16 protein-coding genes are annotated in these 15,148 nt (G+C 64.7%); 8 read left to right on the forward strand and 8 right to left on the reverse strand.

Features of this window, described 5'->3' with window-relative positions; translation table 11 throughout:
* Positions 1-13: 13 nt before the first annotated feature.
* From atpD to CY658_RS31120, 8 genes are read right to left on the reverse strand one after another with little or no spacing between them, the layout of a single operon-like run.
* Positions 14-1,429 (reverse strand): F0F1 ATP synthase subunit beta, encoded by a 1,416-nt coding sequence (atpD, locus tag CY658_RS31085; RefSeq protein ID WP_099793418.1) that lies wholly within the window; start codon positions 1,427-1,429, stop codon positions 14-16.
* A 43-nt stretch (positions 1,430-1,472) separates the two neighbouring features.
* The gene (gene atpG, locus CY658_RS31090; protein WP_101493834.1) at positions 1,473-2,348 is read right to left on the reverse strand and encodes a F0F1 ATP synthase subunit gamma; all 876 of its coding nucleotides are present in this window, start codon (positions 2,346-2,348) and stop codon (positions 1,473-1,475) included.
* Positions 2,349-2,381: 33 nt separating this feature from the next.
* A complete protein-coding gene (atpA, locus tag CY658_RS31095) occupies positions 2,382-3,995 on the reverse strand; it encodes a F0F1 ATP synthase subunit alpha (protein ID WP_101493835.1) in 1,614 nt (537 codons plus the stop codon).
* Positions 3,996-4,042: 47 nt separating this feature from the next.
* Positions 4,043-4,573: a F0F1 ATP synthase subunit delta gene (locus CY658_RS31100; protein WP_101493836.1), complete on the reverse strand. Its 531-nt coding sequence runs from the start codon at positions 4,571-4,573 to the stop codon at positions 4,043-4,045.
* Between the two features lie 7 nt (positions 4,574-4,580).
* On the reverse strand, positions 4,581-5,051 hold the full coding sequence (locus CY658_RS31105; RefSeq protein ID WP_062480176.1) for a F0F1 ATP synthase subunit B: 471 nt from the start codon (positions 5,049-5,051) through the stop codon (positions 4,581-4,583).
* Between the two features lie 33 nt (positions 5,052-5,084).
* Positions 5,085-5,354: a F0F1 ATP synthase subunit C gene (atpE, locus tag CY658_RS31110; RefSeq protein ID WP_056576471.1), complete on the reverse strand. Its 270-nt coding sequence runs from the start codon at positions 5,352-5,354 to the stop codon at positions 5,085-5,087.
* Positions 5,355-5,406: 52 nt separating this feature from the next.
* Positions 5,407-6,285, reverse strand: coding sequence for a F0F1 ATP synthase subunit A (gene atpB, locus CY658_RS31115; RefSeq protein WP_101493837.1), 879 nt, complete (start codon positions 6,283-6,285; stop codon positions 5,407-5,409).
* Between the two features lie 26 nt (positions 6,286-6,311).
* The gene (locus CY658_RS31120; RefSeq protein ID WP_056576477.1) at positions 6,312-6,782 is read right to left on the reverse strand and encodes an ATP synthase subunit I; all 471 of its coding nucleotides are present in this window, start codon (positions 6,780-6,782) and stop codon (positions 6,312-6,314) included.
* 137 nt (positions 6,783-6,919) lie between these two features.
* On the opposite strand from CY658_RS31120, the gene CY658_RS31125 reads away from it, so the two are divergent.
* The 8 genes from CY658_RS31125 to CY658_RS31160 all read left to right on the forward strand — a co-directional run bounded on the left by CY658_RS31125 (position 6,920) and on the right by CY658_RS31160 (position 15,126).
* Positions 6,920-7,813 carry a D-amino acid aminotransferase gene (locus CY658_RS31125; protein WP_101493838.1) on the forward strand — a complete coding sequence of 298 codons (894 nt, stop codon included), beginning with the start codon at positions 6,920-6,922 and terminating at the stop codon, positions 7,811-7,813.
* Complete coding sequence (locus tag CY658_RS31130; RefSeq protein ID WP_101493839.1) at positions 7,810-8,133, forward strand: YbeD family protein; 324 nt, start codon at positions 7,810-7,812, stop codon at positions 8,131-8,133. Before CY658_RS31125 ends, CY658_RS31130 begins: the two co-directional genes overlap by 4 nt.
* Positions 8,130-8,804, forward strand: a complete 675-nt coding sequence (gene lipB, locus CY658_RS31135; RefSeq protein ID WP_101493840.1) for a lipoyl(octanoyl) transferase LipB — start codon at positions 8,130-8,132, stop codon at positions 8,802-8,804. Before CY658_RS31130 ends, lipB begins: the two co-directional genes overlap by 4 nt.
* Before the next feature lie 7 nt (positions 8,805-8,811).
* Positions 8,812-9,795: a lipoyl synthase gene (gene lipA / locus CY658_RS31140; RefSeq protein ID WP_099793436.1), complete on the forward strand. Its 984-nt coding sequence runs from the start codon at positions 8,812-8,814 to the stop codon at positions 9,793-9,795.
* Between the two features lie 413 nt (positions 9,796-10,208).
* Positions 10,209-12,104 carry a 1-deoxy-D-xylulose-5-phosphate synthase gene (gene dxs / locus CY658_RS31145; protein ID WP_101493841.1) on the forward strand — a complete coding sequence of 632 codons (1,896 nt, stop codon included), beginning with the start codon at positions 10,209-10,211 and terminating at the stop codon, positions 12,102-12,104.
* A gap of 47 nt (positions 12,105-12,151) precedes the next feature.
* The gene (locus CY658_RS31150; protein ID WP_101493842.1) at positions 12,152-13,099 is read left to right on the forward strand and encodes an SAM-dependent methyltransferase; all 948 of its coding nucleotides are present in this window, start codon (positions 12,152-12,154) and stop codon (positions 13,097-13,099) included.
* A gap of 47 nt (positions 13,100-13,146) precedes the next feature.
* Positions 13,147-14,154 (forward strand): terpene synthase family protein, encoded by a 1,008-nt coding sequence (locus tag CY658_RS31155; RefSeq protein ID WP_180839093.1) that lies wholly within the window; start codon positions 13,147-13,149, stop codon positions 14,152-14,154.
* A gap of 15 nt (positions 14,155-14,169) precedes the next feature.
* Complete coding sequence (locus CY658_RS31160; RefSeq protein WP_101493843.1) at positions 14,170-15,126, forward strand: polyprenyl synthetase family protein; 957 nt, start codon at positions 14,170-14,172, stop codon at positions 15,124-15,126.
* The last annotated feature ends 22 nt before the right edge of the window (positions 15,127-15,148 follow it).

A 15,148-nucleotide genomic window follows, 5' to 3' on the forward strand; every position in this document is an offset into this window, starting at 1 on the left:
TTCCCATGCCGCCTTAGGCGACCTTCTTGGCTTTTTCGAACGCTTCGTCGATCGTGCCCACCATGTAGAACGCTTGTTCCGGCAGGTGGTCGGCTTCGCCGTTCACGATCATCTTGAAACCACGGATGGTTTCGGCCAGCGACACGTACTTGCCGGGCGAACCGGTGAACACCTCGGCCACGTGGAACGGCTGCGACAGGAAACGCTGGATCTTGCGGGCGCGGGCCACGGCGAGCTTGTCGTCGGGCGCCAGTTCGTCCATGCCCAGAATCGCGATGATGTCGCGCAGTTCCTTGTAGCGCTGCAGGATGCCCTGCACGGCGCGGGCCACGTTGTAGTGCTCTTCGCCGACCACGTTCGGGTCGAGCTGGCGCGAGGTCGAATCCAGCGGGTCCACGGCGGGGTAGATACCCAGCGAAGCGATGTCACGCGACAGCACCACGGTCGAGTCCAAGTGGGCGAAGGTCGTGGCGGGCGACGGATCGGTCAAGTCGTCGGCAGGGACGTACACGGCCTGGATCGAGGTGATCGAGCCGACCTTGGTCGACGTGATCCGCTCTTGCAGGCGGCCCATTTCCTCGGCCAGCGTCGGCTGGTAGCCCACGGCGGAAGGCATACGACCCAGCAGTGCCGACACTTCGGTACCGGCCAGCGTGTAGCGGTAGATGTTGTCCACGAAGAACAGCACGTCACGGCCTTCGTCGCGGAACGACTCGGCGATGGTCAGGCCGGTCAGGGCCACGCGCAGACGGTTGCCCGGGGGCTCGTTCATCTGGCCGTAGACCATGGCGACCTTGGAGTCTTCGAGCTTCTCGAGGTTCACGACGCCGGAGTCGGCCATCTCGTGATAGAAGTCGTTGCCTTCGCGGGTACGTTCGCCCACACCAGCGAACACCGACAGACCCGAGTGAGCCTTGGCGATGTTGTTGATGAGTTCCATCATGTTCACGGTCTTGCCCACGCCGGCACCACCGAACAGGCCCACCTTGCCGCCCTTGGCGAACGGGCACACCAGGTCGATCACCTTGATGCCGGTTTCCAGCAGGTCTTGCGACGGCGACAGCTCGTCGTACGCGGGAGCCTTGCGGTGGATGGAGGCGGTCAGCGTCTGGTCGACCGGACCACGCTCGTCGATGGGCGCGCCCAGCACGTCCATGATGCGGCCCAGCGTCGCCTTGCCCACGGGCACGGTGATGGGGGCTTGCGTGTTGGTCACGATCAGGCCGCGGCGCAGGCCGTCGGAAGAACCCAGCGCAATCGTGCGGACCACGCCGTCGCCGAGCTGCTGCTGGACTTCGAGCGTCAGTGCGCTGCCTTCGAACTTGAGGGCGTCGTAGATCTTGGGCATCTTGTCGCGCGGGAATTCCACGTCGACCACAGCGCCAATACACTGAACGATCTTGCCTTGAACTGCTTCTGCTTGAGCCATGTCTGCTCCGATAAAAATTTAAATCTGTTGAGGTCCGAAGGGCTCAGACACCGGCGGCCGCCGCAGCGCCCGAAACGATTTCCGAGAGCTCCTTGGTGATGCCGGCCTGGCGGGTCTTGTTGTAGACCAGCTTCAGCTCGCTGATCACATTGCCTGCGTTGTCGGTGGCGGCCTTCATGGCCACCATCCGCGCCGAATGCTCGGACGCCATGTTCTCTGCCACGGCCTGGTAGACCAGCGACTCCACATAGCGAACCAGCAGCTCGTCGATCACGCTTTGCGCATCGGGCTCGTAGATGTAATCCCACGAATGCTGGCCTTCCTCGACTTGCAGCGAGTCTTCGGCCAGCGGCAGCAGCTGCTCGACGAGCGGCTCCTGCTTGATCGTGTTGATGAACTTCGTGTAGCACAGGTACACGGCCGAGAGCTTGCCTTCCGCGTAAGCGTCGAGCAGCGTCTTGACCGGGCCGATGAGCTTGTCCAGGTGCGGCGTGTCACCCAGGTGGGTGACATGCGCGACCACGCGGGCGCCGATGCGGTTCAGGAAGCCAAGGCCCTTGCTGCCGATGGCGACCGACTCGATCGCCACGCCAGCGGTCTGCGCTTCACGCAGCTTGGCCGTCACGGCGCGCAGCAGGTTGGTGTTCAAGCCACCGCACAGGCCCTTGTCGCTCGTCACGATGATGAAGCCGATCGCCTTGGCGTCGTTCTTCTTCATGAAGGCGTGCGTGTACTCGGGATTCGCCTTGCCAAGGTTCGCCGCAATGTTGCGGATCTTCTCGCTGTAGGGGCGGGCGGCACGCATGCGCTCTTGCGCCTTGCGCATCTTGGAAACCGAGACCATTTCCATGGCCTTGGTGATCTTCTTGGTGTTTTCCACCGATTTGATCTTGCCGCGGATTTCCTTACCAGCTGCCATATGAACTCCTTCTTGCGTCGGTCAAGGGGTCGATCAGGCGAACGACTTCTTGAACGAGGTGGCGGCAGCCAGCAGTTCGGCTTCGGCGTCCTGGCAAACCTTCTTGAAGGCTTGCTTTTCGGCGCTGTCGTCCGGCTTGGCGGGCTTGACGTCCCACTTGGCACCGTTCTTTTCCATGGTCTCGAGCAGGGCGGCGTGGCTCGTCTTCAGCAGCTGATGGAAGCCGTGTTCGAACGGGAGCACCTTCTTGACGTCGATGTCGTCCATGAAGCCCTTGTTCACTGCGAACAGCGTGGCATTCATCAGCGAGATCGGCAGCGGGCTGTACTGGGTCTGCTTGAGCAGTTCCGTCACGCGCGCACCGCGGTCGAGTTGCTTGCGGGTCGCTTCGTCGAGGTCGGAAGCGAACTGCGCGAACGCGGCCAGTTCACGGTACTGGGCCAGGTCGGTACGGATGCCGCCCGACTGGTTCTTGATCAGGTTGGTCTGCGCCGACGAACCCACGCGCGACACCGAGATACCGGCGTTGATGGCGGGGCGGATGCCGGCGTTGAACAGGCTGGTTTCCAGGAAGATCTGGCCGTCGGTGATCGAGATCACATTGGTCGGAACGAAGGCGGATACGTCGCCGGCTTGCGTTTCGATGATCGGCAGTGCGGTCAGCGAACCGGTCTTGCCCTTGACTTCACCCTTGGTGAAGGCTTCGACGTAGTCGGCGTTCACGCGGGCTGCGCGCTCGAGCAGACGGCTGTGGAGATAGAACACGTCGCCGGGGTAGGCTTCGCGGCCTGGCGGGCGGCGCAGCAGCAGCGACACCTGACGGTAGGCCACGGCTTGCTTGGACAGGTCGTCATAGACGATCAGGGCGTCCTGGCCGCGGTCGCGGAAGTATTCGCCCATCGTGCAGCCCGAGTAGGCCGACACGTACTGCATGGCAGCCGATTCGGAGGCCGATGCGGCCACGACGATGGTGTAGTCCATCGCGCCGGCTTGTTCCAGCGAGCGCACCACGTTCTTGATCGACGAAGCCTTCTGGCCGATCGCAACGTAGACGCAGGTCATGTTCTGACCCTTCTGGTTGATGATCGCGTCGATCGCCACGGCGGTCTTGCCGGTCTGGCGGTCACCGATGATCAGCTCGCGCTGGCCACGGCCGACGGGCACCATCGAGTCGATGGACTTCAGGCCGGTCTGCATCGGCTGGTCGACGGACTTCCGTGCGATCACGCCGGGAGCGACCTTTTCGATCACGTCGGTCATCTTGGCGTTGATCGGACCCTTGCCGTCGATCGGCTGGCCCAGTGCGTTCACCACGCGGCCGATGAGCTCGGGGCCCACGGGCACTTCCAGAATGCGGCCCGTGCACTTCACGGTGTCGCCTTCGGAGATGTGCTCGTACTCGCCCAGAATCACGGCGCCGACCGAGTCGCGCTCGAGGTTCAGCGCCAGGCCGAACGACGGCGTGCCGTCAGCCGTGGGCGGGAACTCGAGCATTTCGCCCTGCATCGCGTCCGACAGGCCGTGCACGCGCACGATGCCGTCGGTCACCGAGACCACGGTGCCCTGGTTGCGGATGTCGGCGCTGACGCCAAGGCCTTCGATACGGCTCTTGATCAGTTCGGAAATTTCTGCGGGATTGAGTTGCATGACTCTTTCCTTCTTTCAATAAATAGGGCCAACCGCGGCTCGCCGCCTCAGGCGGTGAGCGCTGCTTTCATTTGTTCGAGACGCGCCTTGACGGAGGTGTCGAGGACTTCGTCCCCCACCACCACACGAATGCCGCCGATCAGCGAAGGATCGGATTCCACACGCGTGTTCAGCGGACGACCGAAACGGCGCTGCAGCGCCGCGCCGACTTCGGCGAGACTCGCCGCGTCGATCGGGAAGGCGCTGTAGATCACCGCGTCGGACGTACCGCTCTTGGCGTTCTTGAGCTCGCGGTACTGGGCCGCGACTTCGGGCAATGCAGCGAGCCGGCCGTTGTCGATCACCGTGCGCAAGAAGTTCTTGCCGGCGTTCGGCAAGGCTTGCGGCAGGAGGCCGGAAATCAGGTCGAAGACCTGTTCCTGCGACACCTTCGGGTCGGCAGCGAACTGCAGGAGCTGCGGATCGGCAGCGATGGCGGCCAGCTGGCCGATCCATCCGGCCGTGCCTTCGAGGTCGCTCGAAGTAGCCTCGAAGAGCGCGTCCGCGTAGGGGCGGGCAATGGTCGCAAGTTCGGCCATATCGTCCTCAGAGCTCGGTCTTCAGGCGCTGGAGCAGGTCGGCGTGGACACCGGCATTGACTTCCTTGCGGAGAATCTGCTCGGCACCCTTGACGGCCAGTGCAGCAACCTGCTCACGCAGGGCCTCACGGGCACGCACGGACTGCTGTTCGGCTTCGGCGTGCGCGTCGGCCACGATCTTGTTGGCCTCCACAGTTGCACGGCCCTTGGCCTCTTCGATGATCTGCTGGGCGCGGCGCTCGGCATCGGCCAGACGGCTGGTGGTCTCGTTGCGAGACTGAACCAGTTCCTGCTCGACGCGCTGGTTGGCGGAAGCGAGTTCAGCCTTGGCCTTCTCGGCGGCCGCCAGGCCCGCAGCGATCTTTTGTGCGCGTTCATCCAAGGCCTTTGCGATGGGCGGCCACACGAATTTCATCGTGAACAGCACCAGCAGCAAGAAGACGATGGCCTGAACGAACAGGGTCGCGTTGATACTCACGGCAACACCTTTCTGGAGTGGCGTTGAACCGGCTTACTTGGGCAGGTTGGCCAGCAGGGTCGCGGCGAACGGGTTGGCGAAGGCGAACAGCAGAGCGATGGCCACGCCGATCAGGAAGGCCGCGTCGATCAGACCCGCCAAGATGAACATCTTGGTCTGCAGGTCGTTCATCAGCTCAGGTTGACGGGCCGACGATTCCAGGAACTTGCCACCCATCAGCGCGATGCCGATGGAAGCACCGATGGCGCCGAGACCGACGATCAGACCACAAGCGAGAGCGACGAGACCGAGAATGTTTTCCATGATGATGACTCCTTAGAACAGATTTAAAGCAAACGAAAAGAAAAAGGGAAACTCAATGCGCCTCATGCGCCTGGCCCAGATAGATCAGGGTCAGCATCATGAAGATGAAAGCCTGCAGCGTGATCACCAGGATGTGGAAGATCGCCCAGACAGTGCCGGCAATGATGTGCCCGATGGGCAGCAACACACCGGAGAACGAGGCCGCCATGGCACCGCCCATGAGGGCGATGAGCATGAAGACGAGCTCGCCTGCATACATGTTGCCGAACAACCGCATGCCGTGTGAAACCGTCTTGGCCAGGTACTCGATGACCTGCATCAGCAGGTTGATGGGCCACAGCAGCGGGTGGGCACCGAAGGGCGCGGTGATCAGCTCGTGGCCCCAGCCGCCCAGGCCCTTGACCTTGACGCTGTAGAAGAGGCACAGAAGCAGCACGGAGGTGGAAAGACCGAGCGTGGTCGAGAGGTCGGCGGTCGGCACGGCACGCATGTAAGCGTGGTGCGGATCGTGGCCCATGGCCGAATACACCTGGGTCCAGATGGCCGGCAGCAGGTCGACCGGCAGCATGTCCATCGCGTTCAGCAGGAAGATCCAGACGAACACGGTGAGCGCCAGCGGGGCAATGAACTTGCGGCTCGCGGCGTTGTGGATGTTGGCCTTGGCCTGGTTGTCGACCATCTCGACCAGGATTTCGACCGCCGCCTGGAAACGGCCGGGCACGCCGGGCGTTGCCTTGCGGGCAGCCAGCCACAGCACGAAGCAGCCCAATGCGCCGACGATCAGCGCGTAAAGCACCGAGTCGAGGTTGATGACGTTGAAGTCAACAATGGCGGATTGAACGACGGGCTTGAGGCTCCAGTCGACTTGCCAGTGCTGGAGGTGGTGAACGATGTATTCACTCGCGGTCGGGGCGTGTCCTTCGGCGGCCATCTTTCAGCGTCTCTCTTCCAAAACAGTCAAATCCGGTTCAAAAATTTGGGCCGCACCAACAGTGCCACCCAGTACATCTTCATGGCGACCACCACGCCAGCCACCATGGCCAGCCAGACGAGCCCCCCGATCAGCCACGGCGCCGCGGCCAGCAAGGCTACGGTCAACGCGATCTTGATCATCTCCCACACAAAAAACCTCAACATGACAGCCTGCGACGGCATGCCCGGCTTGCGCCGGACACCGCGGACAAACAAGGCCGCGGGGATCGCTACTGTCATGGCTCCATAAAACGCCGAGATTGCAGCCTCGGATCGCGCCGTCCAGATCCACGCCAGGCAAGCTACCACCACACCTGCAGCCACTTGGGCTGCGATCACCCACCAGGGTGACAGCTCGGGGTTTTGCTCGCGCAACTTCTGGGCCTCTTCGGCCGTCAGTGGCTTGAAATCGGATTCTTCGGCGTCAACCTCAGGGACAGGGGCGTTGGTTGTCATTCGAATGCACCCCGTGTTTGTCCCCGGAGAATTTTACAAAGCCATTGATTATAAGTAAAACCTAGCGGGGTCCCGACATAACGTGACACTTCGTCCACAGTTCTGCACCGAGTGTGGCGTCCGCCCATAATTTGCGGATGCAAGACATCACCTCGGCACTGCCCGACACGCCGTGTTTTCTCAACGGCGAATTCACCCCGCTGCGCGACGCGAAGATCAGCGTCCTCGACCGCGGCTTCATCTTCGGCGACGGCATCTACGAAGTCATCCCTGTGTACTTCGGAGTGCCCTTCTGCTTCGACGAGCACATCGCGCGCCTCGAGCGTTCGCTGGCCGAGCTGCAGATCGACAACCCCTACTCCCGCGACGAATGGCGCGCCATTGCGATGCAGCTTGCCGCACCGCAAGGCAACGCACCGCAGGCGATCTACTTCCAGGTCTCGCGCGGTGTCGCACCACGTGACCACGCCATGGTGCGCGGCCTGCGCCCCACGGTGTTCGCGATGGTGAACCCCCTGCCGCCGGTGGCCGATGCGGTGCGCGCCAAGGGCGTGACCTGCGTCACGGCCGACGATTTCCGCTGGCAGAAGGCCCACATCAAGAGCACCAGCCTGCTGGGCGCGGTGCTCGCGCGGCAGATCAGCGTCGAGGCCGGTGCGACCGAAACCGTGATGTTCCGCGGCGACTCGCTCAGCGAGGCTTCGTCGAGCAACGTGTGGATCGTGAAGGACGGCACGCTCATCGGCCCACCGAAAGACAACCTCGTGCTCACCGGCATCCGCTACGGCCTGCTCGAGCGTCTGTGCCAGGACAGCGGCATTCCCTTCACGCTGCGGCGCGTGTCGCGTGACGAAGTGTTCGGCGCCGACGAACTGCTGCTTTCTTCCGCCACCAAAGAGGTGCTGCCCGTCGTCACACTCGACGGCCAGACCATTGGCAATGGCCGTCCCGGCCCCATCTACCAAAGCTTGTATGCCGCCTACCAACAGGCCAAGCAACGCAACGCTGAGAAGCCAGGAGCCCTTGCATGACCGACAACACCACGCCCCCGACCGATACCACAGACGACACGGCCCCGATCCCCGATCCGCGCAAGGAATCGCTGATCGAGTACCCCTCGCAGTTCCCGATCAAGGTGATGGGCGCCAAGACCGAAGGCCTGGTGCACGCCATCACGCAGATCGCCGAGCGCTTCGACCCCAACTTCGACGCCACCACCGTCGAGCTGCGCGACAGCAAGGCCGGCAACTACCTGGGCGTGACGATCACCGTCACCGCCACCAGCCGCGAGCAGCTCGACGACCTGTATCGCGCCCTGTCGTCGCACCCGTCGGTCAAGGTCGTTCTTTGACCATCGAAGCGCAGTCGCTCGGCCGGGCCGACTATCTCGCCACCTATGCGGCGATGCAGCGCTTCACGCAGGAGCGCACGCCCGAGAGCCCCGACGCGCTATGGATTTGCGAGCACGACCCCGTGTTCACCCAAGGGCTCGCGGGCAAGACCGACCACATCCTGGCCCCCGGCCCGATCCCGGTCGTGCAGACCGACCGGGGCGGGCAGGTCACCTTCCACGGCCCCGGCCAGGTGGTGGCGTACCCGCTCATCGACCTGCGGCGCGCCGGCTACTACGTCAAGGAATACGTCTACCGCATCGAGGAATCGGTGCTGCGCACGCTCGCCCATTTCGGCGTGACCGGCCACCGCGTACCCGGCGCCCCGGGCATCTACGTGCGCCTGGACGACCCGTTTTCGCACGCCGCACTCACCGGCCCGATGCCCGGCGCCGACCCGTTCCGGGGCCTGGGCAAGATCGCCGCGCTGGGCATCAAGGTGAGCCGCCACGCTACCTACCACGGTGTGTCGCTCAATGTCGCGATGGACCTCGAACCCTTCTCGCGCATCAACCCTTGCGGCTACGCCGGGCTGAAAACGGTCGACCTTTCTACAATCGGCGTCCAAACCACATGGGAAGAAGCTGCCGGCGTGCTGGGCCAGAAGCTCATCACCTTCCTGGCACCGTAGCAATCCAATGAGCACCACCGAAGTCGTCCGCGACGCCCAGAGCGCCGAAAACTACAACCCCCTGGCCAAGCAGAAGGCCGCGGCCAAGCTGTCGCGCATCCCCGTCAAGGTGGTGCAGACCGGCGAAGTGCTCAAGAAGCCCGAGTGGATCCGCGTCAAGGCCGGCAGCCCGACCACGCGCTTCTACGAGATCAAGCAGATCCTGCGCGAAAGCAACCTGCACACGGTCTGCGAAGAAGCCTCGTGCCCGAACATCGGCGAATGCTTCGGCAACGGCACGGCCACCTTCATGATCATGGGCGACAAGTGCACGCGCCGTTGCCCGTTCTGCGACGTGGGCCACGGCCGCCCCGACCCGCTCGACAAGGACGAGCCGCTCAACCTGGCCAAGACCATCGCCAAGCTGCGCTTGAAGTACGTGGTGATCACCAGCGTCGACCGCGACGACCTGCGCGACGGCGGCAGCCAGCACTTCGTCGACTGCATCACCAACATCCGCGAGCTCTCGCCGATGACGCAGATCGAGATCCTCGTGCCCGACTTCCGCGGCCGCGACGACCGCGCCCTCGAGATCCTCAAGGCCGCGCCGCCCGACGTGATGAACCACAACCTGGAAACCGCGCCGCGCCTGTACAAGGAAGCGCGTCCGGGCAGCGACTACCAGTTCAGCCTGAACCTGCTGAAGAAGTTCAAGGCGCTGCACCCGAAGGTGCCGACCAAGAGCGGCATCATGGTCGGCCTGGGCGAAACCGACGAAGAGATCCTGCAGGTGATGCGCGACATGCGCGCCCACGACATCGACATGCTGACCATCGGCCAGTACCTGTCGCCGTCGGGCTCGCACCTGCCGGTGCGCCGCTACGTGCACCCCGACACCTTCAAGATGTTCGAGGAAGAGGCCTACAAGATGGGCTTCAGCCACGCGGCTGTCGGCGCCATGGTGCGTTCCAGCTACCACGCCGACCAGCAGGCGCACGCCGCCGGCGTCTGACGACGCCCCGCCCGACCGCCCGCCACGCACGGGCCTCGGCGCACTCCCTCTCTCCCTGACCTCGCCCCCGCAGCCGTTTCCGAACGGCCGCGGCGACGGTCGCGCGCGCCTGCCGCGCCTTCCAAAAAACTGATTAGAACCTCCGGGGGAAATAACCCGGGGTATCAAAAAATTTGCGACGGCATTCGCTTGCGCCTGCCAATTCCATCCCCTACGCTGACCTCCTGATTTCGTCCGACTCGAAATTAAAAAACAGAGTCGACTCGTTTTTCAGATTCCCACGGAGGCTTTGACAAGGAAATTGAACGATCAATTTCCAAGGCATTGTTTTGCCCAAAAATAATTAGATCCGCATCGCACGAAGAATTCATTCATCACGGCCCGCGCGTTTCCATCCCCACGGAGAAACTGGAATGCATGCCTTGCTCGAAGCCATCGACTCGCCTCATTCGCTGCGCCAGCTCGGCATCGCGCAATTGCCGGGCCTTGCGGATGAACTGCGGACCTTCATCGTCGACAGCGTGTCCCGCACGGGCGGCCACTTCGCCTCCAACCTCGGCACCGTCGAGCTGACGGTCGCCCTGCACTACGTGTTCGACACCCCGCGCGACCGCATCGTGTGGGACGTGGGCCACCAGAGCTACGCCCACAAGATCCTGACCGGCCGGCGCCAGGGCATGGCCACCTTGCGCCAATTCGGCGGTATTTCCGGATTTCCGCGCCGCACCGAATCCGAGCACGACCATTTCGGCACCGCGCATTCCAGCACGTCAATTTCCGCCGCCCTGGGATTTGCACAGGCCGCCCGAATTTCCAATTCAACCGAGCACGCCATTGCAGTGATCGGCGACGGCGCTTTGAGCGCCGGCATGGCCTTCGAGGCCATGAACAATACGCAGGCTTGCGGCCGTTTATTGGTGATATTGAACGACAACGACATGTCGATTTCACCGCCCGTCGGCATGCTGCGCCTTTATCTGGGCGGATTGATTTCAGAGCGTGCTTATGCCAGCGCCAATGAAGCCTGCCGGCAAAGATTGCGTGCCATGCGCCCGTCGCTGGCCCCCTGCGAGCCCTCGGACCTCGGCCTGTCACCCGCCACCCTGTTCGAGCAATTCGGCTTCCACTACACCGGCCCCATCGACGGCCACGACCTGGGCGCTCTCGTCCCCGCCCTGCAGCGGTTGCAGGCGCAGCCCGGCCCGCAGCTGCTGCACATCGTCACGCAGAAGGGCCACGGCTACCGCCCGGCGGAGCAGGACCCGGTCCTCTACCACGGCCCCGGCAAGTTCGACCCCGCCGTCGGCATCAAGACCGCCCCGGCCACCACGCCTGCGAAGCCGACCTACGCCCAGGTCTTCAGCGATTGGCTCTGCGACGAGGCCGACGCCGATGCGCGCGTGGTCGCCATCACGCCGGCCATGCGCGAGGGCTCGGCCCTGATGGACTTCGAGCGCCGCTTCCCCGAGCGTTATTTCGACGTCGGCATCGCCGAACAGCACGCCGTGACCTTCGCTGCGGGGCTGGCAGCGGCGGGGATGCGACCCGTGGTCGCTATCTACTCGACCTTCCTGCAGCGCGCCTACGACCAGCTGATCCACGACGTGGCCTTGCAGAACCTGCCGGTCGTGTTCGCGGTCGACCGCGCCGGCATCGTCGGTGCCGACGGCGCGACCCACATGGGCGCCTTCGACATCGCCTACCTGCGCTGCATTCCGAACCTCGTCGTGATGGCCGCGTCCGACGAGAACGAGTGCCGCCAGATGCTGCACACCGCGCTGCGCCACGACGGCCCCGCCGCCGTGCGCTACCCGCGCGGCAGCGGGCCCGGCGCGCTGCCCGTGCGGCAGATGCAGCCGCTGCCCATCGGCCGCGGCCACGTGCGGCGCGAGTCGACGCAGCCCATGGGCGCACGCATCGCCATCCTCGCCTTCGGCACCATGGTCGCGCCCAGCCTGGCCGCCGCCGAACGGCTCGACGCCACCGTCGCCAACATGCGCTTCATCAAGCCGCTCGATGCTGGTCTGGTGCTGTCGCTCGCCGAGACGCACGACGTGCTCGTCACCGTCGAAGAAGGCTGCGTGATGGGAGGCGCCGGCGCCGCCTGCCTCGAGTCGCTCGCGGCGCAAGGCGTGCTGATTCCGTCGCTGCAACTCGGCCTGCCCGACCAGTTCGTCGAGCACGGCGACTGCGCCAAGTTGCTTGCTGCCCACGGCCTCGACGCCGACGGGCTGGTGCAGTCGATCCAGGCGTTCTTCGATGCCAACGCCCCCGCGTTCCGCACGGCTCGCATGAGCCTCGTTTCCTGAAAGAAAACCCACCGTTCCCTTCGTTGAAATCGCCACAGGAGAACCCGATGAGCACAGCCACCGCCCGCCGTATCGATACGCCCGCCCCGCCCTCGCTGCGCGTGATCCGCGGCACCGAGGTCAGCGCCTACCAGGCCAAGGTCGAATACACCTATCAGGACAACCCCGAGGACTGGCGCAAGGCCATCGGCGACTGCCTGCTGTTCCAGTTCGGCGTGTACGACGACCCCGAATCGCCGCAGCCGATCTCGCTGGACGAATCGGGCATCAAGTACTTCGACCGGCAGCTGAAGCTGGCGGGGCTGACCGGCCCCGACCGCCGCCCCGTCCACCGCATCCTGGACATCGGCTGCGGCTGGGGCTACATCCTCAAGCACCTGGCCACGCGCTTCCCGGAATGCCAGCGCCTCGAAGGCGTGAACGTCAGCCGCTCCCAGCTGGAGCACTGCGCGCGCTTCCACACCGAGCAGGGCCTCACCGACCGCATCACGCTCTACCAGTGCAACGCACAGGACGTCGACCTGCTGCCCGACCCGCAGGTGCCCTACGACCTGGTGATCATCCGCGGGGTGATCTCGCACTTTCCGGACGACCTGTACGAACGCACGATGAAGAAGCTCGCCACGCGCGTGCGTCCCGGCGGGCAGGTGATCATTTCGGACAACCTCTACAACGTGGCGCCGGACAACTACAAGTCGGACACCTCCGACGAGGTCGACCGCCTGGCCTGCAAGCACCGCAAGACGCCCGCGTACTTCCGCCAGGTGCTGGAAGACAACGGCTTTCCGGTACAGGACATGCAGGTGCTGCCGTCCAACATCGACGTGGCGCACTGGCTCATGGACTCCAAGGCCAACATCGAGCGCCACTTCACCGCCAACAACATCCCCGCGCCACTCGAAGAGCTGCGCGTGCTGGCCGAGAACTGGTCCGTGGCGCTGATCAAGAACAAGGTGTCGACGTACAGCGTGATTGCGCGCAGGTCCGCGTCCTGAACCGGTGCGCATTGCGCCGTCCCTTCGGAAGGAACCCGGTGAACCCCATGAGAACCTTGATCACGCTTCCCCCGATGTACTGCCCGTTCCAGCACGTCATGCATCCCAAGGTGGCGCAGTTCGACAAGGACACCGCGGACTGGCTCGAACACTGGGAGCTCTACTGGGACGAGCCCCAGAAGCGCCGCATGGTGCGCGCAGGCTGGGGGCGCCTGGCCGCGCTGGCCTATCCGACCGGCACCGACGCGCTCATCCAGATCGCGTCCGACTGGATGGCCTGGGCCTTCGCCTACGACGACGAATGGTGCGACGAAGCGCCCGTCACGAAGAAGCCGGAAGCCATGATCATGGCCGCCGCACGCATGAGCCGTGCCCTCGAGTGCCCCGAGTACCCGGTCGATCCGACGGACCGCTACAGCCTGTCGATGCAGGAACTGCGCATCCGCCTCGAGCGCCATGCCACGCCGGTGCAGGTAGGGCGCGTGATCGAGGCGCAGAAGGGGTACTTCATGGCCGAGATGGTGAAGGCCGCCTGCATGTCTCCGACCCTGAGCGAATGCGTCCTGCTGCGCCTCACCGGCGGCGGCGGCATGATCTTTCCGGTGCTGCGGCACGTGGTGGCCGGCATCGACATCGACCAGACCACCTACCTTGACCGCAGGATCGTGGCCATGACCGAAATGGCCGCCACGCTGGTGGTCTGGGAAAACGAGTTCTTCTCCTATGCCAAGGAGAGCATGCGCGCCAGCCTGGACACGCGCGGCCACAACGTGATCGACGCCGTCCGGCGCGAGTTCGGGTGCGACGGCATGCAGGCGCTGACCTGGCTCAACGCCATGCACGACCGCGTCATGGGTCTGTTCGTGCGGCTGCGCGAGCAGTTGCTGCAAGACGCCACGCCGGAGATCGCACGCTACATCGAGGCGCTGATCCACTACCAGACCGGCATCCTCGAATGGCACCGGATCGACGAGCGCTACCGCTGCCTCAGCGCGGAAGACACGGCCCCTTGCTTCGACGGCGGCGGGCCGGCCGCGCCCGCCTCGGCGGGCTGAATGCAGGAGACCGCAATGACTCCTGAAGCGCTGTTGCAAGACAAAGCCTGCGAGGTCCCGGCGTCGGACGACGGCCCGGCCGGCACCTTCGACCTCTGGACGCGCGACACCGTCCGGCGCACCGAGCACGCGCTCGCCGCGCTGCTGCCGGCCTCCGACACCTTGCCCGCGCGCCTGCACGAGGCGTTGCGCTATGCCGCACTCGGTGGCGGCAAGCGCATCCGCCCTTTGTTGTGCCAGGCCGCGGGCGCACTGGCTGATGCGCCGCAAGACGCGCTCGACGCCACAGGCGCGGCGATCGAGATGGTCCACGTCTACTCGCTCGTGCACGACGACCTGCCCGCGATGGATGACGACGACTTGCGCCGCGGCAAGCCGACCGTGCATGTGGCCTACGACGAGGCCACGGCCATCCTCGTGGGCGATGCGCTGCAGGCGCAGGCCTTCCTAACCTTGAGCGAGCTGTCGCTGCCGGCCGAGCGCCGCATCGCGCTGGTGCGCGAGCTGGCGGAGGCGGCCGGCTCGCGCCAACTCGTGGGCGGCCAGGCCATCGATTTGCAAAGCGCGGGCCGGTCATTGAGCCAGCCCGCGCTCGAGCAGATGCACCGCATGAAGACCGGCGCCCTGATTCGCGCGGCGGTGCGCATGGGCGCGCTGTGCGGCGTGGCCGACGTGCCGTCGAACGCTGCGCTGTACCGCGCGCTCGACGACTACAGCCACGCGGTCGGCCTGGCCTTCCAGGTCGTCGACGACATCCTCGATGCAACCGCCGACACGGCCACGCTGGGCAAGACCGCAGGCAAGGACGCATACGACGACAAGCCGACCTGCGTGTCGATGCTCGGCCTCGACGCCTCGCGCGCGCTGGCCGCCGAATTGCGCGAGCAGGCCCATGTCGCGCTCGCGCCATTCGGGCCGCATGCCCGGCGCCTCGCACAACTGGTCGACCTGGTCGTCCACCGCGCGCACTGAACTTCCACCGTCCTGCGCGCAT

This window comes from Variovorax sp. RO1, from assembly GCF_002849325.1.
In the GTDB taxonomy this organism is placed as follows: Bacteria; Pseudomonadota; Gammaproteobacteria; order Burkholderiales; family Burkholderiaceae_C; genus Variovorax.